This window comes from Acutalibacter sp. JLR.KK004 (assembly GCF_036941085.1).
Taxonomy (GTDB): Bacteria; Bacillota; Clostridia; order Oscillospirales; family Acutalibacteraceae; genus Acutalibacter.
The window spans coordinates 2,492,628-2,514,254 of the sequence record NZ_JAYMNQ010000001.1 but is presented as its reverse complement, the minus strand read 5'-3'; the positions used below and the strand labels follow the sequence as shown (position 1 = coordinate 2,514,254).

General features: G+C 55.4%; 19 protein-coding genes. 6 read left to right on the top strand and 13 right to left on the bottom strand.

What is annotated here, in order from left to right; genetic code table 11:
• The first annotated feature begins 106 nt into the window (after positions 1-106).
• From VSQ30_RS13645 to VSQ30_RS13635, 3 genes are read left to right on the top strand one after another with little or no spacing between them, the layout of a single operon-like run.
• Positions 107-1,735, top strand: a complete 1,629-nt coding sequence (locus VSQ30_RS13645; protein WP_135975185.1) for a recombinase family protein — start codon at positions 107-109, stop codon at positions 1,733-1,735.
• A complete protein-coding gene (locus tag VSQ30_RS13640; RefSeq protein WP_135975183.1) occupies positions 1,736-3,388 on the top strand; it encodes a recombinase family protein in 1,653 nt (550 codons plus the stop codon). It abuts the gene before it with no gap.
• Positions 3,370-4,914 (top strand): recombinase family protein, encoded by a 1,545-nt coding sequence (locus tag VSQ30_RS13635; protein ID WP_135975181.1) that lies wholly within the window; start codon positions 3,370-3,372, stop codon positions 4,912-4,914. The genes VSQ30_RS13640 and VSQ30_RS13635 overlap by 19 nt, the downstream gene beginning before the upstream one ends.
• Positions 4,915-4,937: 23 nt before the next feature.
• On the opposite strand, the gene VSQ30_RS13630 is transcribed toward VSQ30_RS13635, so the two are convergent.
• From VSQ30_RS13630 to VSQ30_RS13610, 5 genes are all read right to left on the bottom strand, one after another.
• Positions 4,938-5,993 carry a tyrosine-type recombinase/integrase gene (locus VSQ30_RS13630; protein ID WP_334464634.1) on the bottom strand — a complete coding sequence of 352 codons (1,056 nt, stop codon included), beginning with the start codon at positions 5,991-5,993 and terminating at the stop codon, positions 4,938-4,940.
• 101 nt (positions 5,994-6,094) lie between these two features.
• Positions 6,095-7,450 carry a MobP3 family relaxase gene (gene mobP3, locus VSQ30_RS13625; protein WP_334464633.1) on the bottom strand — a complete coding sequence of 452 codons (1,356 nt, stop codon included), beginning with the start codon at positions 7,448-7,450 and terminating at the stop codon, positions 6,095-6,097.
• Positions 7,447-7,854 carry a hypothetical protein gene (locus VSQ30_RS13620; RefSeq protein WP_334464632.1) on the bottom strand — a complete coding sequence of 136 codons (408 nt, stop codon included), beginning with the start codon at positions 7,852-7,854 and terminating at the stop codon, positions 7,447-7,449. The genes mobP3 and VSQ30_RS13620 overlap by 4 nt, the downstream gene beginning before the upstream one ends.
• A gap of 329 nt (positions 7,855-8,183) precedes the next feature.
• Positions 8,184-8,576, bottom strand: a complete 393-nt coding sequence (locus VSQ30_RS13615) for a helix-turn-helix domain-containing protein (protein ID WP_334464631.1) — start codon at positions 8,574-8,576, stop codon at positions 8,184-8,186.
• The gene (locus VSQ30_RS13610) at positions 8,540-8,752 is read right to left on the bottom strand and encodes a helix-turn-helix domain-containing protein (RefSeq protein ID WP_334464629.1); all 213 of its coding nucleotides are present in this window, start codon (positions 8,750-8,752) and stop codon (positions 8,540-8,542) included. The genes VSQ30_RS13615 and VSQ30_RS13610 overlap by 37 nt, the downstream gene beginning before the upstream one ends.
• A gap of 167 nt (positions 8,753-8,919) precedes the next feature.
• On the opposite strand from VSQ30_RS13610, the gene VSQ30_RS13605 reads away from it, so the two are divergent.
• Positions 8,920-9,885 carry a DUF6076 domain-containing protein gene (locus VSQ30_RS13605; protein WP_334464627.1) on the top strand — a complete coding sequence of 322 codons (966 nt, stop codon included), beginning with the start codon at positions 8,920-8,922 and terminating at the stop codon, positions 9,883-9,885.
• 86 nt (positions 9,886-9,971) lie between these two features.
• On the opposite strand, the gene VSQ30_RS13600 is transcribed toward VSQ30_RS13605, so the two are convergent.
• The 8 genes from VSQ30_RS13600 to VSQ30_RS13565 all read right to left on the bottom strand — a co-directional run bounded on the left by VSQ30_RS13600 (position 9,972) and on the right by VSQ30_RS13565 (position 17,528).
• Positions 9,972-10,736 (bottom strand): LytR/AlgR family response regulator transcription factor, encoded by a 765-nt coding sequence (locus VSQ30_RS13600; RefSeq protein WP_334464626.1) that lies wholly within the window; start codon positions 10,734-10,736, stop codon positions 9,972-9,974.
• A gap of 19 nt (positions 10,737-10,755) precedes the next feature.
• A complete protein-coding gene (locus VSQ30_RS13595) occupies positions 10,756-11,235 on the bottom strand; it encodes a hypothetical protein (protein WP_334464625.1) in 480 nt (159 codons plus the stop codon).
• The gene (locus VSQ30_RS13590) at positions 11,232-13,007 is read right to left on the bottom strand and encodes an ABC transporter ATP-binding protein (protein WP_334464624.1); all 1,776 of its coding nucleotides are present in this window, start codon (positions 13,005-13,007) and stop codon (positions 11,232-11,234) included. Before VSQ30_RS13590 ends, VSQ30_RS13595 begins: the two co-directional genes overlap by 4 nt.
• A gap of 1 nt (position 13,008) precedes the next feature.
• Entirely contained in the window at positions 13,009-14,748 is a 1,740-nt protein-coding gene (locus tag VSQ30_RS13585) for an ABC transporter ATP-binding protein (protein ID WP_334464623.1), read from the bottom strand.
• A gap of 85 nt (positions 14,749-14,833) precedes the next feature.
• On the bottom strand, positions 14,834-15,313 hold the full coding sequence (locus VSQ30_RS13580; protein WP_334464622.1) for a hypothetical protein: 480 nt from the start codon (positions 15,311-15,313) through the stop codon (positions 14,834-14,836).
• A 105-nt stretch (positions 15,314-15,418) separates the two neighbouring features.
• Positions 15,419-15,736, bottom strand: coding sequence for a thioredoxin family protein (locus VSQ30_RS13575; protein ID WP_334464490.1), 318 nt, complete (start codon positions 15,734-15,736; stop codon positions 15,419-15,421).
• A 14-nt stretch (positions 15,737-15,750) separates the two neighbouring features.
• Positions 15,751-16,671 carry a trigger factor gene (locus tag VSQ30_RS13570; protein ID WP_334464621.1) on the bottom strand — a complete coding sequence of 307 codons (921 nt, stop codon included), beginning with the start codon at positions 16,669-16,671 and terminating at the stop codon, positions 15,751-15,753.
• Positions 16,668-17,528, bottom strand: coding sequence for an NAD(P)/FAD-dependent oxidoreductase (locus VSQ30_RS13565; RefSeq protein ID WP_334464620.1), 861 nt, complete (start codon positions 17,526-17,528; stop codon positions 16,668-16,670). The genes VSQ30_RS13570 and VSQ30_RS13565 overlap by 4 nt, the downstream gene beginning before the upstream one ends.
• A gap of 291 nt (positions 17,529-17,819) precedes the next feature.
• On the opposite strand from VSQ30_RS13565, the gene VSQ30_RS13560 reads away from it, so the two are divergent.
• Together VSQ30_RS13560 and VSQ30_RS13555 are read left to right on the top strand one after the other, a co-directional pair.
• Entirely contained in the window at positions 17,820-20,711 is a 2,892-nt protein-coding gene (locus VSQ30_RS13560; protein WP_334464619.1) for an insulinase family protein, read from the top strand.
• 1 nt (position 20,712) lies between these two features.
• Positions 20,713-21,612 carry a YitT family protein gene (locus VSQ30_RS13555; protein WP_334464617.1) on the top strand — a complete coding sequence of 300 codons (900 nt, stop codon included), beginning with the start codon at positions 20,713-20,715 and terminating at the stop codon, positions 21,610-21,612.
• The last annotated feature ends 15 nt before the right edge of the window (positions 21,613-21,627 follow it).

Sequence of the window (21,627 nt, the reverse complement as noted above, 5' to 3'; positions counted from 1 at the left end):
CCGCAGGGGCGTGGTACAATAAGAACTGGAAAAGGAATTGAATACGGCACAGCCACACTTCTTGGATTGCGGGGATTTTTCTGCGCAACGAAAGGAGTGTTTTTTTATGCAGGTTTATAAAGCCATTAAGTACATCCGTCTTTCTTATACCGATGATAAGACGGTGGAAAGCGACAGCGTTGCCAACCAACGGCGGCTGATCGATGATTACATTGCCCGGCACCCGGAGATTGAAGTCGTGGCAGAAAAGATTGACGACGGTTACAGCGGGGTTCTCTTTGACCGCCCGGCATTCCAGGAAATGATGCGGATGATCGAGCAGGGCGAGGCCAACTGTGTGATCGTCAAGGACCTCTCCCGCCTGGGGCGTGAGTACATAGAGACCGGACGCTATATGCGCCGGGTATTTCCGGCCTACGGCGTCCGCTTTATCGCCATCAATGATAACGTGGACACGGAGAATGATGCCGCCGATGACCTTACCGTATCGGTAAAAAACATTATGAACGAGGCATACAGCCGGGACATTTCTGTTAAGACCCGGAGCGCCCTGGAAGTAAAGCGGCGCAGCGGGGATTTTGTAGGAGCCTTTACCATCTACGGCTATATCAAAGCTGGCGACAAACACAAGAGCCTGGAGGTTGACGGGTACGCTGCCAATGTAGTGCGGGATATTTTCAGAAAGCGGCTGGAGGGGTTCAGTGCTTCCCATATTGCGGACGAGCTGAACCGCATGGGCATTCTCTCACCGTTGGCTTATAAGCGCAACAATGGGATGCCCCACGCCAAAGGCGGCTATACGGACCGTAAAGATTGTAAATGGTCTGCCACAACGATCATTCGCATTTTGCAGGATGAAACCTATACCGGAACGCTGGTGCAGGGAAAACAGACCACGCCCCACTTCAAGCTGAAAGAGCGTGAGGACAGACCTTCCTCTGAATGGGTCCGTGTAGAGGGTACCCATGAGGCGATCATCCAGAAACATGATTTTGACCTGGTACAGCGCCTCCGCAGGATTGATACCAGAACCTCCCCAAAATCGGATAAAGTCTACCTGTTCTCCGGCATTTTAATCTGTGGCTGCTGCGGCTGCCGTATGACACGCAAGACCAACCGCTATAAGGATAAGGAATACCACTACTATTATTGTCCTACCGGCAAAAAGAACGGGTGTAAATCTTCCGTCATGCTGAAAGAGTCCGACCTGATCGAGTGCGTGCAGGGCAGCCTGAAAGGGCATATTGAAAATGTGGCTTCCCTGGATGCGCTGCTGTCCAGTATCAGCCAGGAGCGGATCAACCGGGAACTGGCCCTGGAATACGCCGGGCAGATCAAAGCAAATGAGAAACGTATGGCGCAGGTTGAGGGTTTCAAGGCAAAACTCTATGAAAACCTGGTGAGCGGGATTCTCACCAAAGAAGAATTCCTCTCCTATAAGCGGAAATACAATGCGGATATTGAACTGCTGCAGAAAGCGGTTGCCGAGTGGAACGAAAAGCTGACGGACGTACTGGAGAACCGCAGCGAGCGGAACCGCTGGATCAACCACTTTATGCAATTCTCCACGATGGAGGAAATTGACCGGAGGGCGGTCATGCAGCTTATCCGCAGCATACGGGTAATGGGGAAAGACGAGCTGCACATTGAATTTAATTACCAGGATGAATACCAGAAGGCGGTCTCCCTGGCGGAACAGATTGCCGTACAGGGCAAAGAAAGGAAGGTGGGCTAAATGGCAAGAAAGAGCAGGAAACAGACGGCGGCTCCCATGCCGGCCCCGTCCTTATATGTGTATGTGGCGCTCTATATCCGTCTTTCTGTGGAGGATAATAAAAAGCGGGGCTGCTCCGTAGAAAACCAAAAGCTGGTGCTGAATGATTTCCTTGCGGACAAACCGGATTTCGTTGTCTATGATACCTATATCGACAATGGGGCGACGGGTACAAACTTCCACCGCCCCGGTTTCCAGCAGATGCTTTCTGATATCGAGGCGGGCCATATTGACTGTGTGATTGTCAAGGACCTCTCCCGGTTGGGACGGAATTCCATTGATACCGGTTATTATATCGAACAGTATTTCCATACCCACAACGTCCGTTTTATTGCGGTCACGGACCAGTTTGACACGGCAGACCCCGGCAGCCTCCACAGCGGTATTATGCTTCCCCTGAAAAATATGATAAACGAGGCTTACGCATTGGACATTGGCAGGAAGATCAAGGCCCAGGCAAGGCAGGCCATGAAAGACGGCGATTATATCGGCGCACGGGCGCCCTACGGCTACCGCAAAGACCCGGACAACTGCCATAAACTGCTGATCGATGAAGATACCGCCCCTGTCGTAAGGCAGATTTTTGAGTGGGCGCATGGGCATGTGGCGCTGAACCGTATCGTCCGCAACCTGAATGAAATGGGAATCACAGCGCCCAGCCATTACAAAAAATCCACCGGGGAGATCACCAGCCCTGGCCTGATCGGGAGCGGGAAATGGCAGACACGCACCGTAATGAAGATTCTGGAAAGCGAGGTCTACACCGGCGATCTGGTGCAGGGAAAGACAAAGATCGTGGACCATCAGCAGGTTAAGGCCGGGGAGGACAACCTGATTATTGCAAGACGCACCCATGAACCAATCATCAGTTATGAGCTCTTTACAGCGGTGCAGGAATACCGGAAACAAATCTGTGAGGAAAGCCGGGCGGTCCCAAAGCGGCCCTACACCCCAAACATCTTCAAGGGGAAGGTGTTCTGTGCCGACTGCGGCAGGAGCCTCCACCGGCAGCGCGCCGAGCGCAAGAAAGGGCCGGATGTTTACTGGTTCCACTGCCTCACCAACAGCCGTGTGGCAAAGGATAGCTGTAAAGGCGTGATGATGCAGGAAACGGAGCTTATCGCCACGGTCACAGCTATTCTGGAAAAAGAGCTGTCTGTTGCCCTGGGAATGTCCCTCCCCCTCTTTCAGCTGGAGGCAAAACAGAAAAAGGACAAAGACAGGCTGAAAACCCAGATGTCGGCCAGGCGGCAGGAAACCGAAAAGAAACGCCGGCTGATCCGCGGACTGTATGAGAACTTCGTCCAGGGTATCTTAACAAACGAGGAATACTTTGAGCTGAAAGCGGATTATGAGGAATCCATCCGTACACTGTCCGGCGAGATTGAGGCGCTTGAAAAAGATATGGACGCCCTGGACAGCCGGCTTGTGCGCTACCGGGCAATGGAAAAGGATGCGAAATCGCTGACACAAGACCATGCGCTTACGGCAGAACTGATTGACCGGCTGATTGAGCGGATCGAAATCGACCATGAGCGGAATATCCATGTAACTTTCCGCTTCAAGAGTGAATTCCAGGGAAAGGCGGTGGAACCATGCACAAAAAATATGTGATCGCCCTTTATATCCGTCTGTCCGTGGAGGACTTTAAGACCGAGAGTTTGAGTATTCCCAACCAAAAGCTGATCCTCCGGGAAAAGGCCATGTCGCTGCCGGAATGGGATAACGGCGAAGTGCTGGAATTTGTTGATAACGGCCATACGGGTACGAATTTTGAGCGCCCTGCGGTACAGGAGCTTTTGACGATGGTCCAGGCCGGGAAGATCGACTGTATCATCGTAAAAGACCTCTCCCGGTTTGGCCGTAACAGCATTGAGACCGGCTATTTCATTGAGCGGGTGTTCCCGCTCTACCATACCCGGTTTATCTCGGTCAGTGATGATTTTGACACCGCCAATTTCAAAGGAGATACCGGAGGGATTGACGTTGCCTTTAAGTATCTTATCAGCGAATGTTACAGCCGGGATATGTCCATGAAAACGAAAAGCGCCAAATACGCAAAGATGCGCCGGGGCGAATACCAGAGCGTCATCTGTCCCTATGGCTACCGCAAGAGCGCAGACGGGCGCATGGAGCCGGACGGGGATGTCGCAGGGATTGTCCGGCAGATATTTGAATGGGCGGCTGACGGCAATACGGCCGCCGGGATCACGCGGAAACTGTATGCCATGAATATCCCCACCCCTGGGGAATACCGGAGGGATAAAGGGAAAGACCACTATAATGTGTCCAGGACACACGGCGTCTGGAGTAGCTCAACAGTCCTGCGGATGCTGGAGGATCAGCGGTATATCGGCACTTATGTGATCGGCAAGCGTAAGGTACAGGAAATCGGCAGCCGCCGCATGAAGCTAAAGGATGAAAGCGAATGGTTCAAAATACCGGACCACCACCCGGCAATCGTAAGCATGGAGCTGTTTGAGAAAGCCAACGCTTCGATCAGGCGTTTCTCCCTTCCGAATAAAAAACGGCGCGACTACCTTCTCCGCGGGAAAGTATTCTGCGGCTGTTGCGACCATGCTATGTCACTTAGAAATGGAACGTGGTTTTACTGCCGTCACTCCGAAGTGGCAGAAACCCTTCCCTGCCATGGGGTAAGGGTGAAAATGGCTGATCTGGAGCAGGCGGTCCTTGAAACAATCCGGGCACAGATGTGTCCGGCGCTGGGGATTGACAGCAGCAAGGATAAGCTGAATTTGCAGACGATCCAGCAGGCCGAGCATGAAGATAAGCTGCGCTCTATCCAGGACAGCAAACGGCAGCTTTATGAACAGTATGCACTTGGAGAGGTTGACCTGGAAACCTACCAGGAGCGCAAGGCGGTATATGATGCGGATCTGGTGCAGGCAAGGAATGTCCATGCCGCCATTACCGCACAGACCAGGCAGATACAGAGCGATTATGAAGCAAAGCTGAAACAGCGTGAGATCGTTCAGGAAGTAGGCAGCGCCGACACACTGACGCAAGCCCTGATTGACAGGCTTATCAGTAAGGTCTATATCTTTCCGGGAGACCGGATCGAGATTGAATATGTGACACAGGATTTCTTAGGAATAAGCGAACCAGGAAAGGAGGCGTGAGCCATGAATACCGTATTAAGTAGCTACGGGCAGCTATGCGGCTGCCCGGAAATCCTCAAAAAAAGTTGTAATTTTTTTGTCGTGGGCTTGACATACGGGTGCCTCAAATCGTGGAACCGTATCTTGGGTAACCCCGCCCTTTCAAGTACCCGATGTAGCATATGCAGGACGCTGTCCGGAGAAATCGGCCCGTCGTTGGGCGAGGGGAAGACATACTCACCAGCCACTTTGTTCCTCTGCTCTATAAGAATTTCTACCGCATCTGTCCCAATAGACAGGGTTCGGTAGGAATTCTTTGTCTTTAATGGGGCTTCTACCACTTCCCCATCAATCCTGGCTACCTGCCGTTTCACTTGGATAGTGCCTGCATCCAAGTCGATGTCATCCCACTTCAGCCCTAGTAGCTCTCCCCTGCGCAGCCCTGTTGCCAACTCCAGGTAGTACATCTCGAACACGCCGCTGTTCTTAGCCTCACGGAAGAAGGCGGCCAACTGGTCAGCGGTCAATGTTTTCATCTCCTGATGTTCAACCTTTGGTAGGGCGCAACCAGCTGTTGGATTTGTAGAAATTAGCTTCTGACTTTTTGCCAACTCCATTGCAGAAGAAATCACTTGATTTATATTGCGCACCGTTTTGGCGCTCAGACCCTCGGGCTTATTCTTGGACTCTGTCCGTTCTACCCTACCGCTAGTGAGCAACTTTCTATAGAGTGTCTGGACTTCCAGCGTAGTCAGCTTACTGAGCGGTATCTTACCGATGCTTGGCTTAATATGATTTTCGATATAACCTTTATATGTTTTATGCGACGATGGGCGCACCTTAATTTTGGCATAGTTCTCAAACCACACGTCCATCCACTGGCCAACTGTGTACTGACCAGCTTTGACGATATCCAAGCCTTTGCTGTCCTCAATGGCCCTGGCGAGTTTCGCTTTGACCTCTGCCTGCGTCTTACCAAGCACATTCTTGTAAATTGCCTTGCCAGACTCAGGGTCACGTCCAGCCGTGTAGCGGCCCTCCCAGCGACCGTCCTTGCGCTTGCGTATATTGCCCTCACCATTTGCTCTGCGTTTTGCCATATACTGGCCCCCTTTCTGACTACCAACACTACCACATAGTGCGTGCCTATGTCCAGAGAATTTTTCCGTATTCTTTGTTTAGCGGCGCAAATTCTGAGCCTTTACATCCTGATATCCTGCTCTTCCTCATCACTATGCGGCCGAATAGAGTGGTTTGTTTTCAAGCCCTGGGCGGCCTTCTTCTGTTCGATTTTTAATCGCAGCTTGCTGTCGATTTGACTGTTGAGCTGATCTAGCTTTTGGGAGTAGCTCTGTGAAATCATTTGGCAGAGAGCAACTGCAAAGCGTTTTATAATGGGCACAATGTCGCTTTCTCGAGGAGAGACTTGCGGTGCGAGGCCTGTGGTCAGCGCTGCACTTCTGACGATTATGTTCTTGATGCTACGAAATTCCGGGTTATCCTCCAGAGCGATGTCTGGCCCTTTCTTCTCAAAATAGAGTGATAATTTTCCTCTGCTTATCTTGTTCCACTCAGAATTGAGCCTTGCAATACCTTTGTCCTTTGCGAGCTCTACTACGATTTTGTTGACAGTATCCTTAACCTCTTTTGGCAAATAGCCGTACTGCTTACGGCCCTTGCAGGTCTTTAGCTGCGAAGCCAGTTTCAAAAACAGCATTTCTATTTCAGAAGTAGGTGTATACGATTCGCGGATTTTTGCAAGCAGTTTCTCAATTTCCAGCTTGCTCTCCTTCTTCAGCCGGTCACGGAGATCTGTTTCCATCGAGAACAGCTTGTACTGCTCCAGCCGAAAGATATCATTGCCCAGCGCGCTTCGCAGCTCGTCAATCCCCTTTTTCGTCAGCCAGCCCTGCTTTGCGTCTCTGGAATAGACCAGCAAGTGCATATGCGGGTGGTGCGTAGTGTTATGAAATGCTCCATACCATTGGAGGTTGGTGAGGTCGATTTTCTGGGCTTCCGCCAGCTCAGTAACGTTACGCCTTACCAATTCTCGCCACGCCTCGGCCTTGTTATAGCCCAACCGCTCTGCATCTTCGCGGTGCAAGCTGATGACGTGCGTCCAGATGATACCCTTGTGCTGGCCCACTTCCTCGGCAGCCAAGTCCAAATCTATCTTGTCATCGGTCTGGCTGAATAGCCCATGCGTACCGAACTTCTCCACGCCAGGACGCTCTGCCATGTAGCTGACCAGCTTATCCAACTCGCCAATTCGGTCGGCGTTGCCCTCAATGAAGGCGTCTATAAACTCGCTGGCGTTGCTCTTTGTGGGGGAATTCTCGTAGTCATGGTACTCGCTATAGTCTTTTGCTGATGAGTCAAACTTGATGATGTCCTGCACCAATCTCTGCTGGCGAACAGTGACAGGGGCGTTGTCAAAACCCAGAGCCACCTTCTCTACACCCTCGCGAGTGCCCATGTATTTCACTAAATTCTTAGCCGAACGCTTTGGCGTGTTCCGTATATACCTGCTTGTGACAATAATTTTCGCTATATTCAATCACCGCCGTTTTGCCATTCGTTGGCGTCCTCAAAAGATAAAAGCCCATTTGTTTCTCCGATTTCCCGTGCGATGTTGCGGCGCAAAGCTGCCAGTGACAAATCTGAAACATCGTTAAGCGCCGCCGTGATGCTGCTGCTTAAGCCCACCTCTACCGCCAACTTGAAGATCATTTCGCATACGTTTTTGCTTAGGGAATCCACCTCGCTCTTGATGGTTCCCGCCAACGCAGGGGCCAAGTAGTTGATGTTTTTCTGCTGCCGGAGGTAGCCAATATAGAACTCAACTGCCTTGCAGACGAAGTCCCCCTTCGAGGTGGCATTCGCTGCGGGTAGCATTGTCTCTATCTCTGCTACCATTGAAGGCCGCATCCAGTACGCATATTTTTGCTTTTTCTCGCTCAAAAGCTCTCCTTTCCGACCGACCCCTGATTTCAGAGGCCGGTAATACCTGATTTTTCCCCAACGACCGGCTCTGCCGGACGATGTCACCTGCGCGGTAGACCCCGCGCTTTAACCTGCTTGTCTTTTTGACCGTTTTCTGCGCCCTGTTTTGCCGGATAAACTTGCAACCCTTTGCATATTTAGGGCGATTCCATCCACTGCGGATACCGCCCTTACAAATCGCCACAAATGCCCCAGAATGGCGTTTTGGGCTGGTTGCCGCTCAACTTCCTCGACCCCGGCCCAAATCGCCTGACACGGCCCTCACAGGGGCCACAAACGGCTCCTGCTCACTTCCACAGCTGGCCCTCGTTGTAGTTGTCTATCGCCCGCTGAATGGGGAGAATCTTGTATTGCAAATTCCCGTTACGGATTTGTCCACCTAATTCATGTTTTGACGGTTCGATTTGAATCAACTCCTTGTACCAAAGCTCATGCACATATTTCCTCACAGTATTCTCGCTCATCCCTACGGCCTTGCCGATGACCTTGTAACTGGGCCAGCACTGGTGCGACTTCCTGTCCTCGCAGTACATGAGGTAGCTGTAGACTGCAATTGCACCTGTGGACAGTCCAATATGAAAGATTGCATTTGGCAGAGGAAAAAAGTTTGCAGGCCGCTCTGCCTCTGGCGAAGTGAAATAACTTATAGCGTATTGCCCCCTGTCCGGCTCTCGATCCACGAGAGGAATTTCTCTTTGGGCACCACCAAGCGGGAGCCGATTTTAAGAACCGGGAAGCCCTCCTGATGCAGCAACTCGTAGGCTCCCGCTTGAGATATGCCTAAAACCTGTGCCACTGTTCGCGCGTTAAGGAACAGTGGCAGCTCGTCATAGCTTTTGAATTTGGATTGAAGCATTGGCACCTCCTGGAAAATTCTCCTTGACATTCTCAAATTCTTGTTGTAGACTTATTCTTAAATCCAGACTTGATTTTCTACATGGTCTTATGGTAACACCTGGAAATCGATTTGTCAAGGACAATTTCAAAAATTATTTTAAGCTTTATGATTGGAGAGTGGCGGAAGTGTTTGATTATGTGTTCTACACCTACTTTGCAGAGGGCCGGGAGCATTTCGTCTACGCGGAGACAGGGCGTTCGAGGAAAAAAGAAAAGGACTTCCCATTTCTGGAAAGCCTTTTGCGGTTTGTCTATCTAGACATCAAGTCGATGGAGGACGAGTTCAAGAGGATGGACAAAGCGTTACTGGATTTTTATCAAGAGCCCAGCTTTGATTCTCAGTCTGCGGTGATGAGTACACTTGCAGAGCTGGCAAGCCAGCACATCTATTTTGAGTTCCTGCGCTTAGACTGGCAAGCACGGTTTCATTATGCAGAGCAGCATCCTGACGAGAGCGCAGCGGACATCCTTCCACACAAACAGCTTGCACACATCCCCAGCACCGTCGATATGCTTCAAAAGCAAATCATGCGCCTGTTCCAAGACGTGCTGGACATTGACGATGGCAAAAAGAAGCCAACCCAGGAAAAGCTGCAAGCGTATCTGGATAAAGAGAAATCACACCCACTCTACGCTTACAAGTTCCAGCCGATTTCTACTGTCTATGAGCGCATCAGCAGAGATGCTTTCGCCGAAACCCTCCACCCGGCCTCCATCTATGACCTTGTGGAATTCTCCCTCCGGGAGTGCGTCAAGCGTGAACAGCGCATGCGTATCTGCTCTTACTGCGGTAAGTACTTTGCTATCCCCCGGCGCAACACGGCGGAGTTCTGCAATCTGACGGTTGACGAGAACGGGCACACCTGCAGAGAAGTCGGCGCAGTAAAGCGCTGGGCTGAGAAGAAAAACTCGGACGAGCTGTTCAAGGAGTACCGGCGGGAGTACAAGAAACGCTTTAATTGGATCAAGGTAGGGAAGATAAGCCCCGGCGCGTTCTACGCTTGGAGCGCTACTGCAAAGGGCAAACGTGACGAGTGTGCTGCTGGGAAAATGACTTTCGATGAGTTCAAAGAGTGGCTGGCTGAACCGTGAACCGCTTTTCTTTGTTTAGCGGCGCAAAAATCATCCCCATACTGGCGTAAATATACCCCTTTTCGCACTATATTTATGATGTGGCATCAGATATTGATCTTCGCGTACCGCCCCTTCAGAAGGGTTACCAGCTCTGCGTATTTTTCCCGGCTGAGCAGAATCACTCCCTCATAGCCTTTGAAACGAATGGTATAATTTTTCGCCTCATTGTCCGCCCGGACAGCCGCCACCTGGGAGAGGTTGACGATGAAAGACTGATAGCAGCGGTAAAACCCGCAGCCCTCCAGCATTTCCTCCAGCTGGTTCATGGTGTATCCCAGCAGCGCAATTTCCTGCCCATCGGTAGTAACGATGCTGTTTTTGCGGTTGTTCCGTTCGATGAAGAGAATATCGCTGAGACGGGTGAGCTGATATCCGCTTCGGGTTTTAATCATGATACTGCGATTCGCCACCTCCCGCTTGGCCTGCTGTAGGTCGAACACATAGCTCAGGCGGTTGACCAGCGATTGGAGCGCCAGGGGGTCGAAGGGCGTCAGCAGGTACCCGGCGCACTGACAGCGGAAGGCGCTAAAAGCCCACTCCTGCGAGCCGGAATATACCACCACCTGGATATGGGGGTGGCTCTGGCCCAAAACGGCAGACAAATGCTCTCCCACGCTGGTAGTGCGAGGATCGGCTGGCTGGTGGCTGGCAAATATCACGTCCACATCATTGGACTGGACATACTCAACGGCCTCCGTGGATGTCCGCGCCGTTCCTACCACCCGGAAGCACTGGAACGCGTGCAGCAGAACCGTCAGCTCGCCCATCAGGCGCTGGTCGCTGTCCACCAGCAGAACTTTCATCTCCATCGCCGGTTCCTCCCTGTTTTTACTCTGCCTGCCCCACAGCCTTGAACGCCTGCTCCAACGCGCCCGGGTCGCCCTCATAGAGGTCCAGCCACAGAGCAAAGGGGCCGTTGTGAACATAACTCAAAATGTGCCCGGAGCCGTAGAGATCGATGACGCCGTCTGACTTCAGGCTCTTATAGGCAGTCTCTTCTTGGCTGCCCTCCTTCAGGTTTTCCAGGTCCCACCAGTAAAATTCCGCGCCGCTGACCTGGCGGGCGTCGGTACACAGGCCGTCGCTTGACAGAGAGATAGCGGAGGCAGGATCGTCAATGAGTCCCTGTGCCGCTAATTCAGCCAGAACCTCGTCCATGGTCATATCCCAGATGGGAGCGTCAGGGTCTTCCCCCTCGCCGATCAGTGCCGTGGGCGGAACAAACTCCGGCGACGCCGCCACATAGGCCAGCACGCCGCCAAAGCCCAGCACCAGAAGAACAGAAAATAGAATCGTAAAGCGTTTCATTGTCCTGCCTCCTCTCCCGCCAGGGCAAAGCCCTGCAGTTCCAGATAAGTGCGGTAAGTTGGGCTGGTTTTCAGCAGCTCCTCGTGGGTGCCAGTGGCCTCCAGGGAGCCGCTGTTGAGGACAATGATATGATCCGCCTCCATTACCGTGCGCATATCATGGGCCACCACCACGATCGTCCTGCCTTTCATATGTTCCCTGACGGCGCGGAAGATGGTCATGTCGCTCTTATGGTCCAGACTGGCCCCTGCCTCGTCCATAAGCAGATAATCCGGGTCAGAGAGCAGCGTCCGGGCGATGGCCACCCGCTGGCGCTGCCCGCCGGAGAGCAGCGCCCCGCCCACGCCCACATCAGAGTCATATCCGTTTGGCAGTTGGCTGATAAAGCCGTCCGCATCCGCAAGCCTTGCGGCCCTGGCCACAGCCTCATCCGATACCTCGTCTGTTTCTCCATAGGCTATGTTATCACGAACGGAACCGGAAAACAAGGGATTATGCTGGAAAATACAGCCAAAGCGCCGGCGCAGCTGGGCCAGCTTCACCTTGTCCACAGCGGACTCCCCCAGCCAGACCCGGCCGCTGTCCGGCGGGTAAATGCCCTGGATAAGTTTTAAGAGGGTGGATTTGCCGCAACCATTATTGCCGATGATGGCAGTGGTCTTTCCGGCAGGGATGGTGAGACTCAGGTCATGAAGCACCGGCTGATGGAGGTCGTAGCCAAAGCTCACCCGTTCCAGCACGATGTCCTCCTTCGCCTGGCCCTCCGGCAGGTCGCGTCCGGCATCCGGATCCTCCTCCGGCCCATCCAGGAGGACGCCCACATACTGCATGGCGCCCTGGGTGCCCTTGAGGGTCTGGTAATGGGTCAGCACCTCAGCCTGATACTGGTCCACCCGGCCCTTATAGGTGGTAAAATCATTGATGCCGGTATCGGGCATCTGGCCCTTGCGGATCATGTCAGAGCCGAACAGGGCGATGGCAATACTGCCGATGGAGGTATAAAGCGTATTGGAGAACACCTGCAGAACCTCCATAAAGGCATAATAGATGTCGGCCCTATACCGCTGGTCGATGGCCCGAAGGCCCTCCTCCGCTTCCAGTTCCTCCATGGCCTGGGCCTTCACGTGCTTGGCGGCGGAGATATGCTCGGAAAAAAACTCCGTCATGGCGCCCAGGCTCTCATACCGCCGCAGCATCATGCGGTACTGCAACTGTCCCACCAGGGCGAACACGCCAATGGCCAGAGGGACAAGCAGCAACATATAGGCGGAGAGCTTCGCATTGAACCGGGCCATTTCCACGCAGCAGCGGATAAAGCCGTAGACAGAGGCCACTGCGGAGAATATCATATGTATCACCGCGCTGGCCTGGGTGATGTCGTTTACAACGCCGGAGATGAGGGAGGAAGGCTGGCGGCGCTCCACTTCCCGCATGGGCAGATGGAGGATCTTGTTCCACAGCAGCATCCTGGCCCTAAAGGTGACCTTCTGGATGCCATACTCTCCGCAGAGGTTGCTGAACATGGAGATCACGGCGTTCAGCACGGTCAACAGGGAGTAGCCGATCATAACGCCGTTGTAGAGCTCGCCCTTGTTGATCTGGATCACATACTTGGAGACAGCCAGCACCACCTCGGTATTGACAAGGCCGAAGGCCAGGGACGCGATAAACAGCCACCAGGGAATGGGGAACCGAGTGTAAAAAGAGATATAGGAGCGGAAAGAAAATTTCTGCTTTTGCTGTTGACTGCCGTCTTTTCCGTTGCGCTTCATATCAGCGGCCCTCCTCTCCGTTTTCCATCATTTCCCGACAATAGGAATTGGAAGCCATAACGTCCTCCCGCTCCCCGGCGGCCTCCACCTGTCCGTCCCGAAGGACGATCAGGTAGTCCGCGTTGCGTATGGTCTGGGCATCATGAGCCACATAGACCACGGTTTTCCCCGCCATCACCTGCCGGATGCTGGCCCAAACGCCCGCCTTGCCGCCGATGTCCATAGCGGCGGTGGCCTCATCCAGCAGCAGGCAGTCCGGCTTTTTCAACAGGGCCCGGGCCACGGAGAAACGCTGCCGTTGCCCGCCGGAAAGACTGGCCCCGCTCTCCCCCACCGGGGCGTCGTAGCCCAGGGGCTGGCGGCGAACATAGTCAAGGATGCCCACGGCGGCGCAGGCCTCGTCCAGCTCCTCGTCCGACGGCGTGCACCCCAGGCCGTGGAGCAGATTGTCCCGGATGGTGCCCGCGTACATGACGCTCTCCTGAGTCACATATCCCAGGGCACGGCGGAAGCTGGACAGAGAATAGTCCGAGGTGTCCTTTCCGCCGATCTGTATCGCCCCGCCGTTCAGCGGGTAAAGGCGGTCGATCAGGTTCAGCAGGGTGGTCTTTCCCGACCCGGAGGGACCTACCACGGCGGTGATCCGCCCGGCGGGGATGTCCAGGTCCAGGCCCTGGAAAAGCGGCTCGCTCCCAAAGGAAAAATCCACCTTCTCAAAGCGTATGCCCCCCGTCGGGGAATCCATGGCGCTTCCGGCGTTCAAATTTTCTGAGGGCTCGGCCATGATCTCGGTCACCCGGTCCACCGCGCCCTGGGCGCTCTTGAATGAGGTCCAGTAGCCGCAATACGCGCTAAGGATATTGGTCAGTTGAATGGCAAAGCCATAATAGGCGATCCACTCCGTCAGGCTCAGCGCGCCGGAGGCGTAGTAGCCCCGGCCCACCAGGATAATGACGATGGTTTGCAGGACGCTGGCAATGGCCCGAATGGGGATGGCCGTGCCAGTGATCCAAATATTCATTCCGGCGGCCCGGTAGCTGGCCTTCATCCGCTCCCCGCCGACATCGGCCTCCTTGGCCTCGGCGCCCATGGATTTTATCAGCATAAGGTTATTGGTCCGCTCCGCCACAGTGGCGGTCAGCTCGGCGTTGCGCCGGTTGATAAGATCCTGTACGCCAAATTGCAGGCGGCCCAGAATAAAGCTGATGAGGATATTCACCGGCAGCGCCGCCACTAAAGACCACATCAGCGCCCCATCATAGCTGGAGACCTTCTGAAGGATGACAAAGCTGGCATAGGCCGTGGTGAAGATGGGGAGGAAAACCTTCATGACCAGATTGCTGATGCTGGAGATGTCTGTGGTGATACGGCTGAGCAGTTCCTTGGGATTGTTGTTCTCATAGAACCGCAGGGGCAGGCTCACCGTCTTGCGCCAGACCATACGCCGCAGGTTCCTGTCCATGCGGGCTGTGCAGAGGTTATTGATGAGCCCGGAGACGGAGCTGAGAATCAAGGACAGTATCTGGTAGAACAGGTATGGCAGCACCACAGCGGTCAGTCCCACGTTCCCCGCAAAGAGGGCGGCGCTGTACTCGGTGGAGCTGACGCCCACATTGGCAATGACGGCGCTTGCCGCAAGGTAGCCAATGATCCACAGATAGGGCAGGTTTGCCTTGCCCAGCATGGAGAAGAAGCGGCGGAAGCTGCCGTAATTTTTTCGGAAAATCGCGTTTGTTTCCATGTTTTTCTCCTTCCTCTTATGTGTTTTTCAGCGAAACGCCCCTACCCTATCCCATATAGGATAGGGTAGGGGCGTTTCTGTGTCCTTATTTCTGGGAAAGCGCCTGAAAATCTTTTATAGCCGCGTCTTTTTTGGAGTAGCCTTCCCCAAAGGCAATGGCAAAGCTGCCGTTGTAAGCGGCGGTCTCCAGAACAGCTGCGCCGCCCATATAGACGATGGTACCCTCGTTCATGGCAAGATTCTGGAAGCAGCTGGTGTACGCCTCAGAGGGGGTGGCGGCGTCCCACCACATCAGCCAGAGCCCGTCGTAGTCCTGCGCTTTATCCGCAAAGGGCGCATAGGGAATCTCCCCACCGGTGTTGTCCGTAATATAGCCCTCGGTGGTAAGCATATCCACCGGAGCGGCGTCCTTGGAGATGTAGCCTTTGGCGGTAAGATAGTCCACCATCTCATCGTATGTGCAGGTTTTGGGGTCCACGCTTTTTGTGCCGCCGCAGGCGGCAAGACCGCACACAAGAAGCAGTGCCAGCAGCAAACAAGTGATGCGTTTCACAGTCTTTTTCATGGGACAGAGCCTCCTTTTATTGGTGAAAGAATTATAGCATATTGGAAATCTGGAAAAAAGGGCAGGTGTCGATTTTGCCCGAAAATCCGCTTAATCTGTCCGGTTTTACGCATACATATACTGGGCGATCACATCCTTCACCGCCTGGGGCTGCATAACGCCCACATGGCTCTCGACCAGCTGTCCGTCCTTGTAAAAGTGTACGGTGGGCACGGCGGTTATCCCGTACTCCTCCGCCAGCTCCGGGTTCTCGGTGGTATTGAGCTTGACGATGTTCAAGAAGGGAATTTCCGCCTCAATATCCTCCAATATCTTGGAAAACAGCTTGCAGGGAACGCAGGTTGTGCCGTAGAAGTCCGCGATCACGAAATCCTCTCCGATCAGCTCTTTGAAATTGGTCTTGTCCGCGTTTTGAATCGCCATGATGGGTTCCTCCCTTAATAAAATTCTCTGATATAGTTTTTCAGCACTGTATAGGCGTGCCCGGTGTATTCGTTGAAAATGAAGTTCTCAAACGGGTTAGCCTCCCGGGCGTTTTCCTCGCAGACGCGCCAGGTTTTGGCATAGTCCGCGATAAACGCCTCATACTCCGCCTCGCCGGAGTGGAAACTGTCCGTTTCGGCGTACCGGCGGCCCAGCAGATAGCGGCAGAGATTGTCCCAACCATCATATTGGAGCATGGCTACCAGCTCATGGTAGCTTTTCACTGGGATGCGGCCCTGGAACTGCTCCGGCGTCATTTCCTCCAGGACCATGCCCTCCTGGCGGCACAGCGTCCGGCAGCGGTCCAGCTCCCGGTTGATAGCTTCGGCCCAGTCCTCCCTGTATAGGATAAACTCCGAGCCGCTTATCACCTCCCGGGTGAGTTTCTTCAGCGCTTCAAAGGAGTCTTGTCCGAAGGCGGCCTCCCGCTGCTGCTCCAGCAGGTAGGCCCGGTATTCCGCCACAGTATGCACGCCGTCCAGCTCCAGCTTCTCCACCATCTCATCACTGGGTTCCGGGGCCACGCGGTTCATCACCCCCGCCAGCGTAAGGGACACCTTCCCCTCCGGCAGGCCGGCCTCCCGGGTCTCGCCCACCCTCATGCCGATGGAGAGATTTTCCAGCTCCCTTTGAAACATCCCGCTCCCTGCCACGAAGCGAACTTTCTCCTTATTGTACCGGGGGCAGTCCGAAAGCAACCGGCACACCACCTGGTCCCCGGCAGAAACCTCCTCGCCGGGTTCCCAGCGGATATATGGGTTAGTCAGCCGCCTCAGCTCCGCCTCCAGCGCTGTCTCATCCGGCACAAAGGGCCTGAGCAGAGGCTCCACGTCCACCTCCCGGTAGTCCTTTACCTTCAATATTCTTGATTTCATTCACACGCCTCCATTTCTTTCAGGTATTCCACCACGCTGTGCAGGGCCACGTTGCCCTCGCCCACCGCTTTTGCGTACTGATAGGGCCGTCCCGTGCAGTCCCCGGCGGCAAAACAGCCCGGCAGGTTGGTCCGCTGTCCCCGGTCCACCTGGATGTGCCCGCACTCTGCCGCCAGTCCCGGCAGCAGCGCCGAGGGGGCCACGCAGGAACGCAGACAGAAGACTCCGTCCGCCGCTACTGTCTCTCCGCCGCAGATCAGGCCGGAGGCCCTGTCCTCACCCAAAATTTCCGCGGGATAGCCCACCGTATGCCGCACATTGTCCCGGTGAACGCCGCAATCCTTATAGCTGGTACACAGGAACACGTCCGAAGCCAGCCCGGCCAGAAACTCCACTTCTTCCTCCAAGGACGGGTCCGTGCAGACCACCGCTATACGTTTGCCCCGATACAGCTCCCCGTCACAGGTGGCGCAATAGCTGACCCCCTTCCCCAGCAACCGGCTCTCGCCGGGTATCTCACGGCTGTTAGATACCCCCGGGGCCAGGATGACAGTCCTGCCGTCATACATCTTGTCGTTGACCACGGCGGTATAATAGCCGCCCATGCCGTAGATGGAATTGACCCGTTCCTCTAAAACAGAAATGCCCAGGCTGTCTACTTGATGTAAAAAGGCTTCCCGCATCTCTGGCCCGGTGACCGCCGGAAGCCCCGGATAGTTCATAACGCGCTCAGCTTTCGCAATTTTAGGGCTCAACTGTCTGGAGCCGAACCACAGGAAATCCAAGCCCCGCGCCTTTGCGCTCAGCGCGGCGGAAACACCGGCGGGCCCGCTGCCGATAATAAGCAGGTCGTACATTTGACATACCCCTCCCAGATTTTTCTATGATGCAACCATATCATTTTTTCCGAAAAAATCAATACTACTTGCTCATTCCGCCCCGGAAACGGTCTATTCTGTACAGATAGCGGACGCTCTGTCCCAGTCCAAAGCCGGTATGAAAAAGCGGGGAGTTTTGGCGAATGGGACAGAATGGCCGGGAAAATGAACAGAATAGTCATAGCACCTTGCGCCAGAGGAGAAAAGCTCCTATAATATTGGTGTCTAAGCCGGATCGAACAAAAAGGAACTCACTACAAGGAGGCTATCATGGAAAAGAACAGTATCCTTTCAGGTTTTATTGTCCTAGATCAACAACGTGTTGACGAGCTGGAGGCGGACCTCTGGCAGATGGAGCACCAAAAGTCCGGCGCCCGACTGGTATGGCTGGAGCGGGCGGAGGAAAACAAGACCTTCGCCATCGCCTTCCAGACCCAGCCCTGGGACGACACAGGCGTGTTCCATATCCTGGAGCACTCCGTCCTGTGCGGCTCCAAACGCTACCCGGTGAAGGAGCCCTTTGTGGAGCTGATGAAAAGCTCCATGAACACCTTCCTCAACGCCATGACCTTCCCTGACAGAACTGTCTACCCTGTATCCAGCCGGAACGGCCAGGATTTTATCAATCTCCTGCGGGTCTACATGGACGCGGTACTGCACCCGCTGCTCCACTCCAAGCCGGAGATTTTCGGCCAGGAGGGCTGGCACTACGAGCTGGGCGAAGACAGCGCGCTCTCCGTCAAGGGCGTGGTGTATAACGAGATGAAGGGGGCCTTCTCCTCGCCGGACGCCCTTCTGGAGCGGGAAGCGGCCCGCCGCCTGTTCCCGGATACCTGTTACCGATTTGTTTCCGGGGGCGACCCGGCGCATATCCCGGAGCTGACCTACGAAGCCTTCGCTGCCGCCCACAGCCGTCTCTACCACCCATCAAATTCCTATATATTCCTGGACGGCAGCGTAGATATCGCGCAGGTTCTTGAGATTTTGGACAGTGAATACCTTTGTGCATACGAGCGCTGTCCCACGCCGGAAGGGATACCTCTGCAAAAGCCTGTTGAGGCGGGCCTGTCCGCTATACGCTATGAGCTGTCCGCACAGGAATCCTTGGAGGGACGCGCCCGGCTGGCAGATGGGTACGCTGTCTGCACCTTCCGGGACAGGGAGACGTTAATGGCGCTGCAAGCCTTATCGGATGTACTATGTGGGGACAACCAGGCCCCCCTGAAGCGGCGTCTTCTGGAAAGCGGCCTGGCTCAGGACGTCCGCTTAGAGCTTCACGACGGCGTACAGCAGCCCTGGCTCCTGCTGGAGGCCAGGGACATTGCCGAGGACAAGTCCGAGGAGGTGTCCTCCGCCCTCCGGGATGAGCTGGAGCGGCTGTCCCGGGAGGGGCTGGATCACCGGCGGGTCCTGGCGGCGCTGGACAATCTGGAGTTTGAGGCCCGGCAGCGGGACTATGGGCAGATGCCCCAGGGGCTTATGCTCTGCTTCCAGGTGATGGAGAGCTGGCTCTACGGCGGCGACCCTGCGGCAAATCTCAGCGTCGGTACGCTCTTTGACGGCTTGCGGGACAAGTGCGGGACAGGCTATTTTGAGGAGCTTCTAAAGCAGCTCATTTTAGAGAACCCCCATCACTGCCGAATCCTTGCACTGCCCTCCCACACCATAGGCCAGGAGCGCCAGGCCCAGGAGACAGCTCGACTCAGTGCCGTCCGATCCAGCTGGGGAACCGAGGAAGCCGCCGGCGTCCATCGCTTCCAGGAAGCTATCGCCGCCTGGCAGAACATGCCGGACACGCCGGAGCAGCTGGCGTCCATCCCCAGGCTTCGCCTTGACCAGATCCCCGCGGAGCCGGAAAAGCTGCCTATAGAGGAAGAAACCGCCGACAGCATAGCGCTCCTCCGCCATCGGCTGCCCACCAATGGTATCACCTATTGCAATCTCTATTTCGCGCTGGATGACTTGTCCCCAGAGGAACTGGCTAAGGCATCCTTTATGGCCCAGTTGTTCGGCTGTCTGGATACGGCTAAGTACAGTCTGGCAGACCTGAGCCGGGAGATGCGCTCCCTGTTCGGGAATATCTGGTTCACGGTAGAAGCGTATGGGCGGCAAAACGCCCCGGACCGCTGCCGGACATTCCTGTGCGTTTCCTGCAGTATTCTGGACGCGAAACTGGAAAAAGCCCTGTCCCTCCTGACAGAGCTTTTAGTTGGACAGCAGTGGGAGAACGCCCAGCAGGCGCTCACCTTCCTGCGCCAGCGGCGGGCGGCGATGGCGGAGCAGATGGTCACGGCAGGACACAGCGCCGCCATGTCCAGGGTCCTGGCCTGCTCAACCGCCGAGGGTGCCGTCCAGGAGCAGGCGTCGGGCATCACCTTCCTGCGGTGGCTCACGGAACTGGAGCAGAACTTCCCCGCCCGCTTTCCTGCTTTGGCGCAGGATCTTATATCTCTGGCCCAGCGCATTTTCTGCCGCGCACGCATGACGGTCAGCGTCACTGCCGGGAATGAAGCTTCTGCCAAAACTGTCACCCGACTGCTTTCGTCCAGCCTGCCGCAGGGCAGCTTTGCCCTGCCCTGCACGGGGGCCGTTCTGCCCTGGGAACCCCGTCGGGAGGGGTTTGTGATCCCATCCGGCGTATCATACGCGGCTCTGGGCGGCGTTTTCCAGGGAACCGGAAGCGGCTCGGCGAAGGTCATGGGACGTACCGTCTCCCTTGCCCACCTTTGGAACACGGTACGGGTCCAAGGCGGGGCCTACGGCACGGGAATGGTTTTGCGTGACACAGGCTTTGCTGGATTCTACTCCTTCCGCGACCCCAGCGCCGCCCGGACGCTGGACTGCTACCGTGCCTCCTCGGACTTTCTGAGAGGCATTGACATAGACCTGACCGGCATGATCACCGGCGCGGCGGCGGAGTCCGACCCGCTTCTGACAGCCCGCATGAAGGGCCGGATGGCAGACGCTCTCTACTGGCGGCAGATTAGCCACGAGGACCGGTGCCGCGTCCGCCGGGAGATGCTCGCCGCCGTGCCGGAAGATCTGAAAGCTCTGGCCGGCCCCGTGGAGGACCTGACAGCGCGGGGCAGCATCTGCGTCCTCGGCTCCCGACAGCAGGTGGACGCCTGTGCCGGTTGGCTGGACAATATAGTGGTACTCTGATATGAGAAGGCTTGATCGGAAGCGCTTGAAAAAAGCGTCGGAGGTTGGCTTTGCGATCATAGCCGGGAATATGCTGCTGGGGTTCGCCGTGGCGGCATTCATCCTGCCCAGCGGCGTCATCATGGGCGGGGCCACGGGCGTTGGGGTGGTTCTGGCAAGGTTCATCCCGCTGGACACCGCCCTGATTGTTTTATGCGTGAACCTGCTGGCCCTGGCGCTGGGCTGGGCGGTGCTGGGATGGAGGTTCGTTTTGGCTACGGTGGCCAGCTCCTTGCTCTACCCCATCTTCCTGGGCGCGGCCCAGAGGGTGCCGGGTATCGAAGGACTGACTGCCGACCCGTTGCTGTCGGCCCTGCTGGGCGGCGGGCTGGTGGGGATAGCCGTGGGGCTGGTGATGCGGGTGGGCTCCTCCACCGGCGGCACGGATGTGGTCAATCTGGTACTGCATAAGTGGACACATATCCCGGTCTCCGTGGCGGTCTACCTGACGGATATTGTCATCATGGGCGCGCAGGCTGTGTTCTCTGACCCGGAGCAAATCCTATACGGCGTTGTGTTGCTGGTGGTAGAGACGATTGTGCTGGACAAGGTGATGCTTTTAGGGCAGTCACAGATACAGCTCTTTGTGATTTCCAGACGGTACGAGGAGATACGGCAGAAATGCCTGACAAAGCTGCAGGCCGGTATCACTATGGTTCAAATCGAAACCGGCAGGACAAGGTCACCTCAGCGCGGTGTGCTGTGCGTGATCCCGCCCAGGAAGCTCTATGCCGCACAGTCGCTGATACAATCCGTTGACCCTAACGCGTTCCTGACCATCACGCAGATCAAGGAGGTACGGGGACAGGGCTTTTCCAGAGAGCGGGTTTATGTGGAGCCGCCCGAAAGCCCTATAGAATAAAAGGAGGGTAAATTT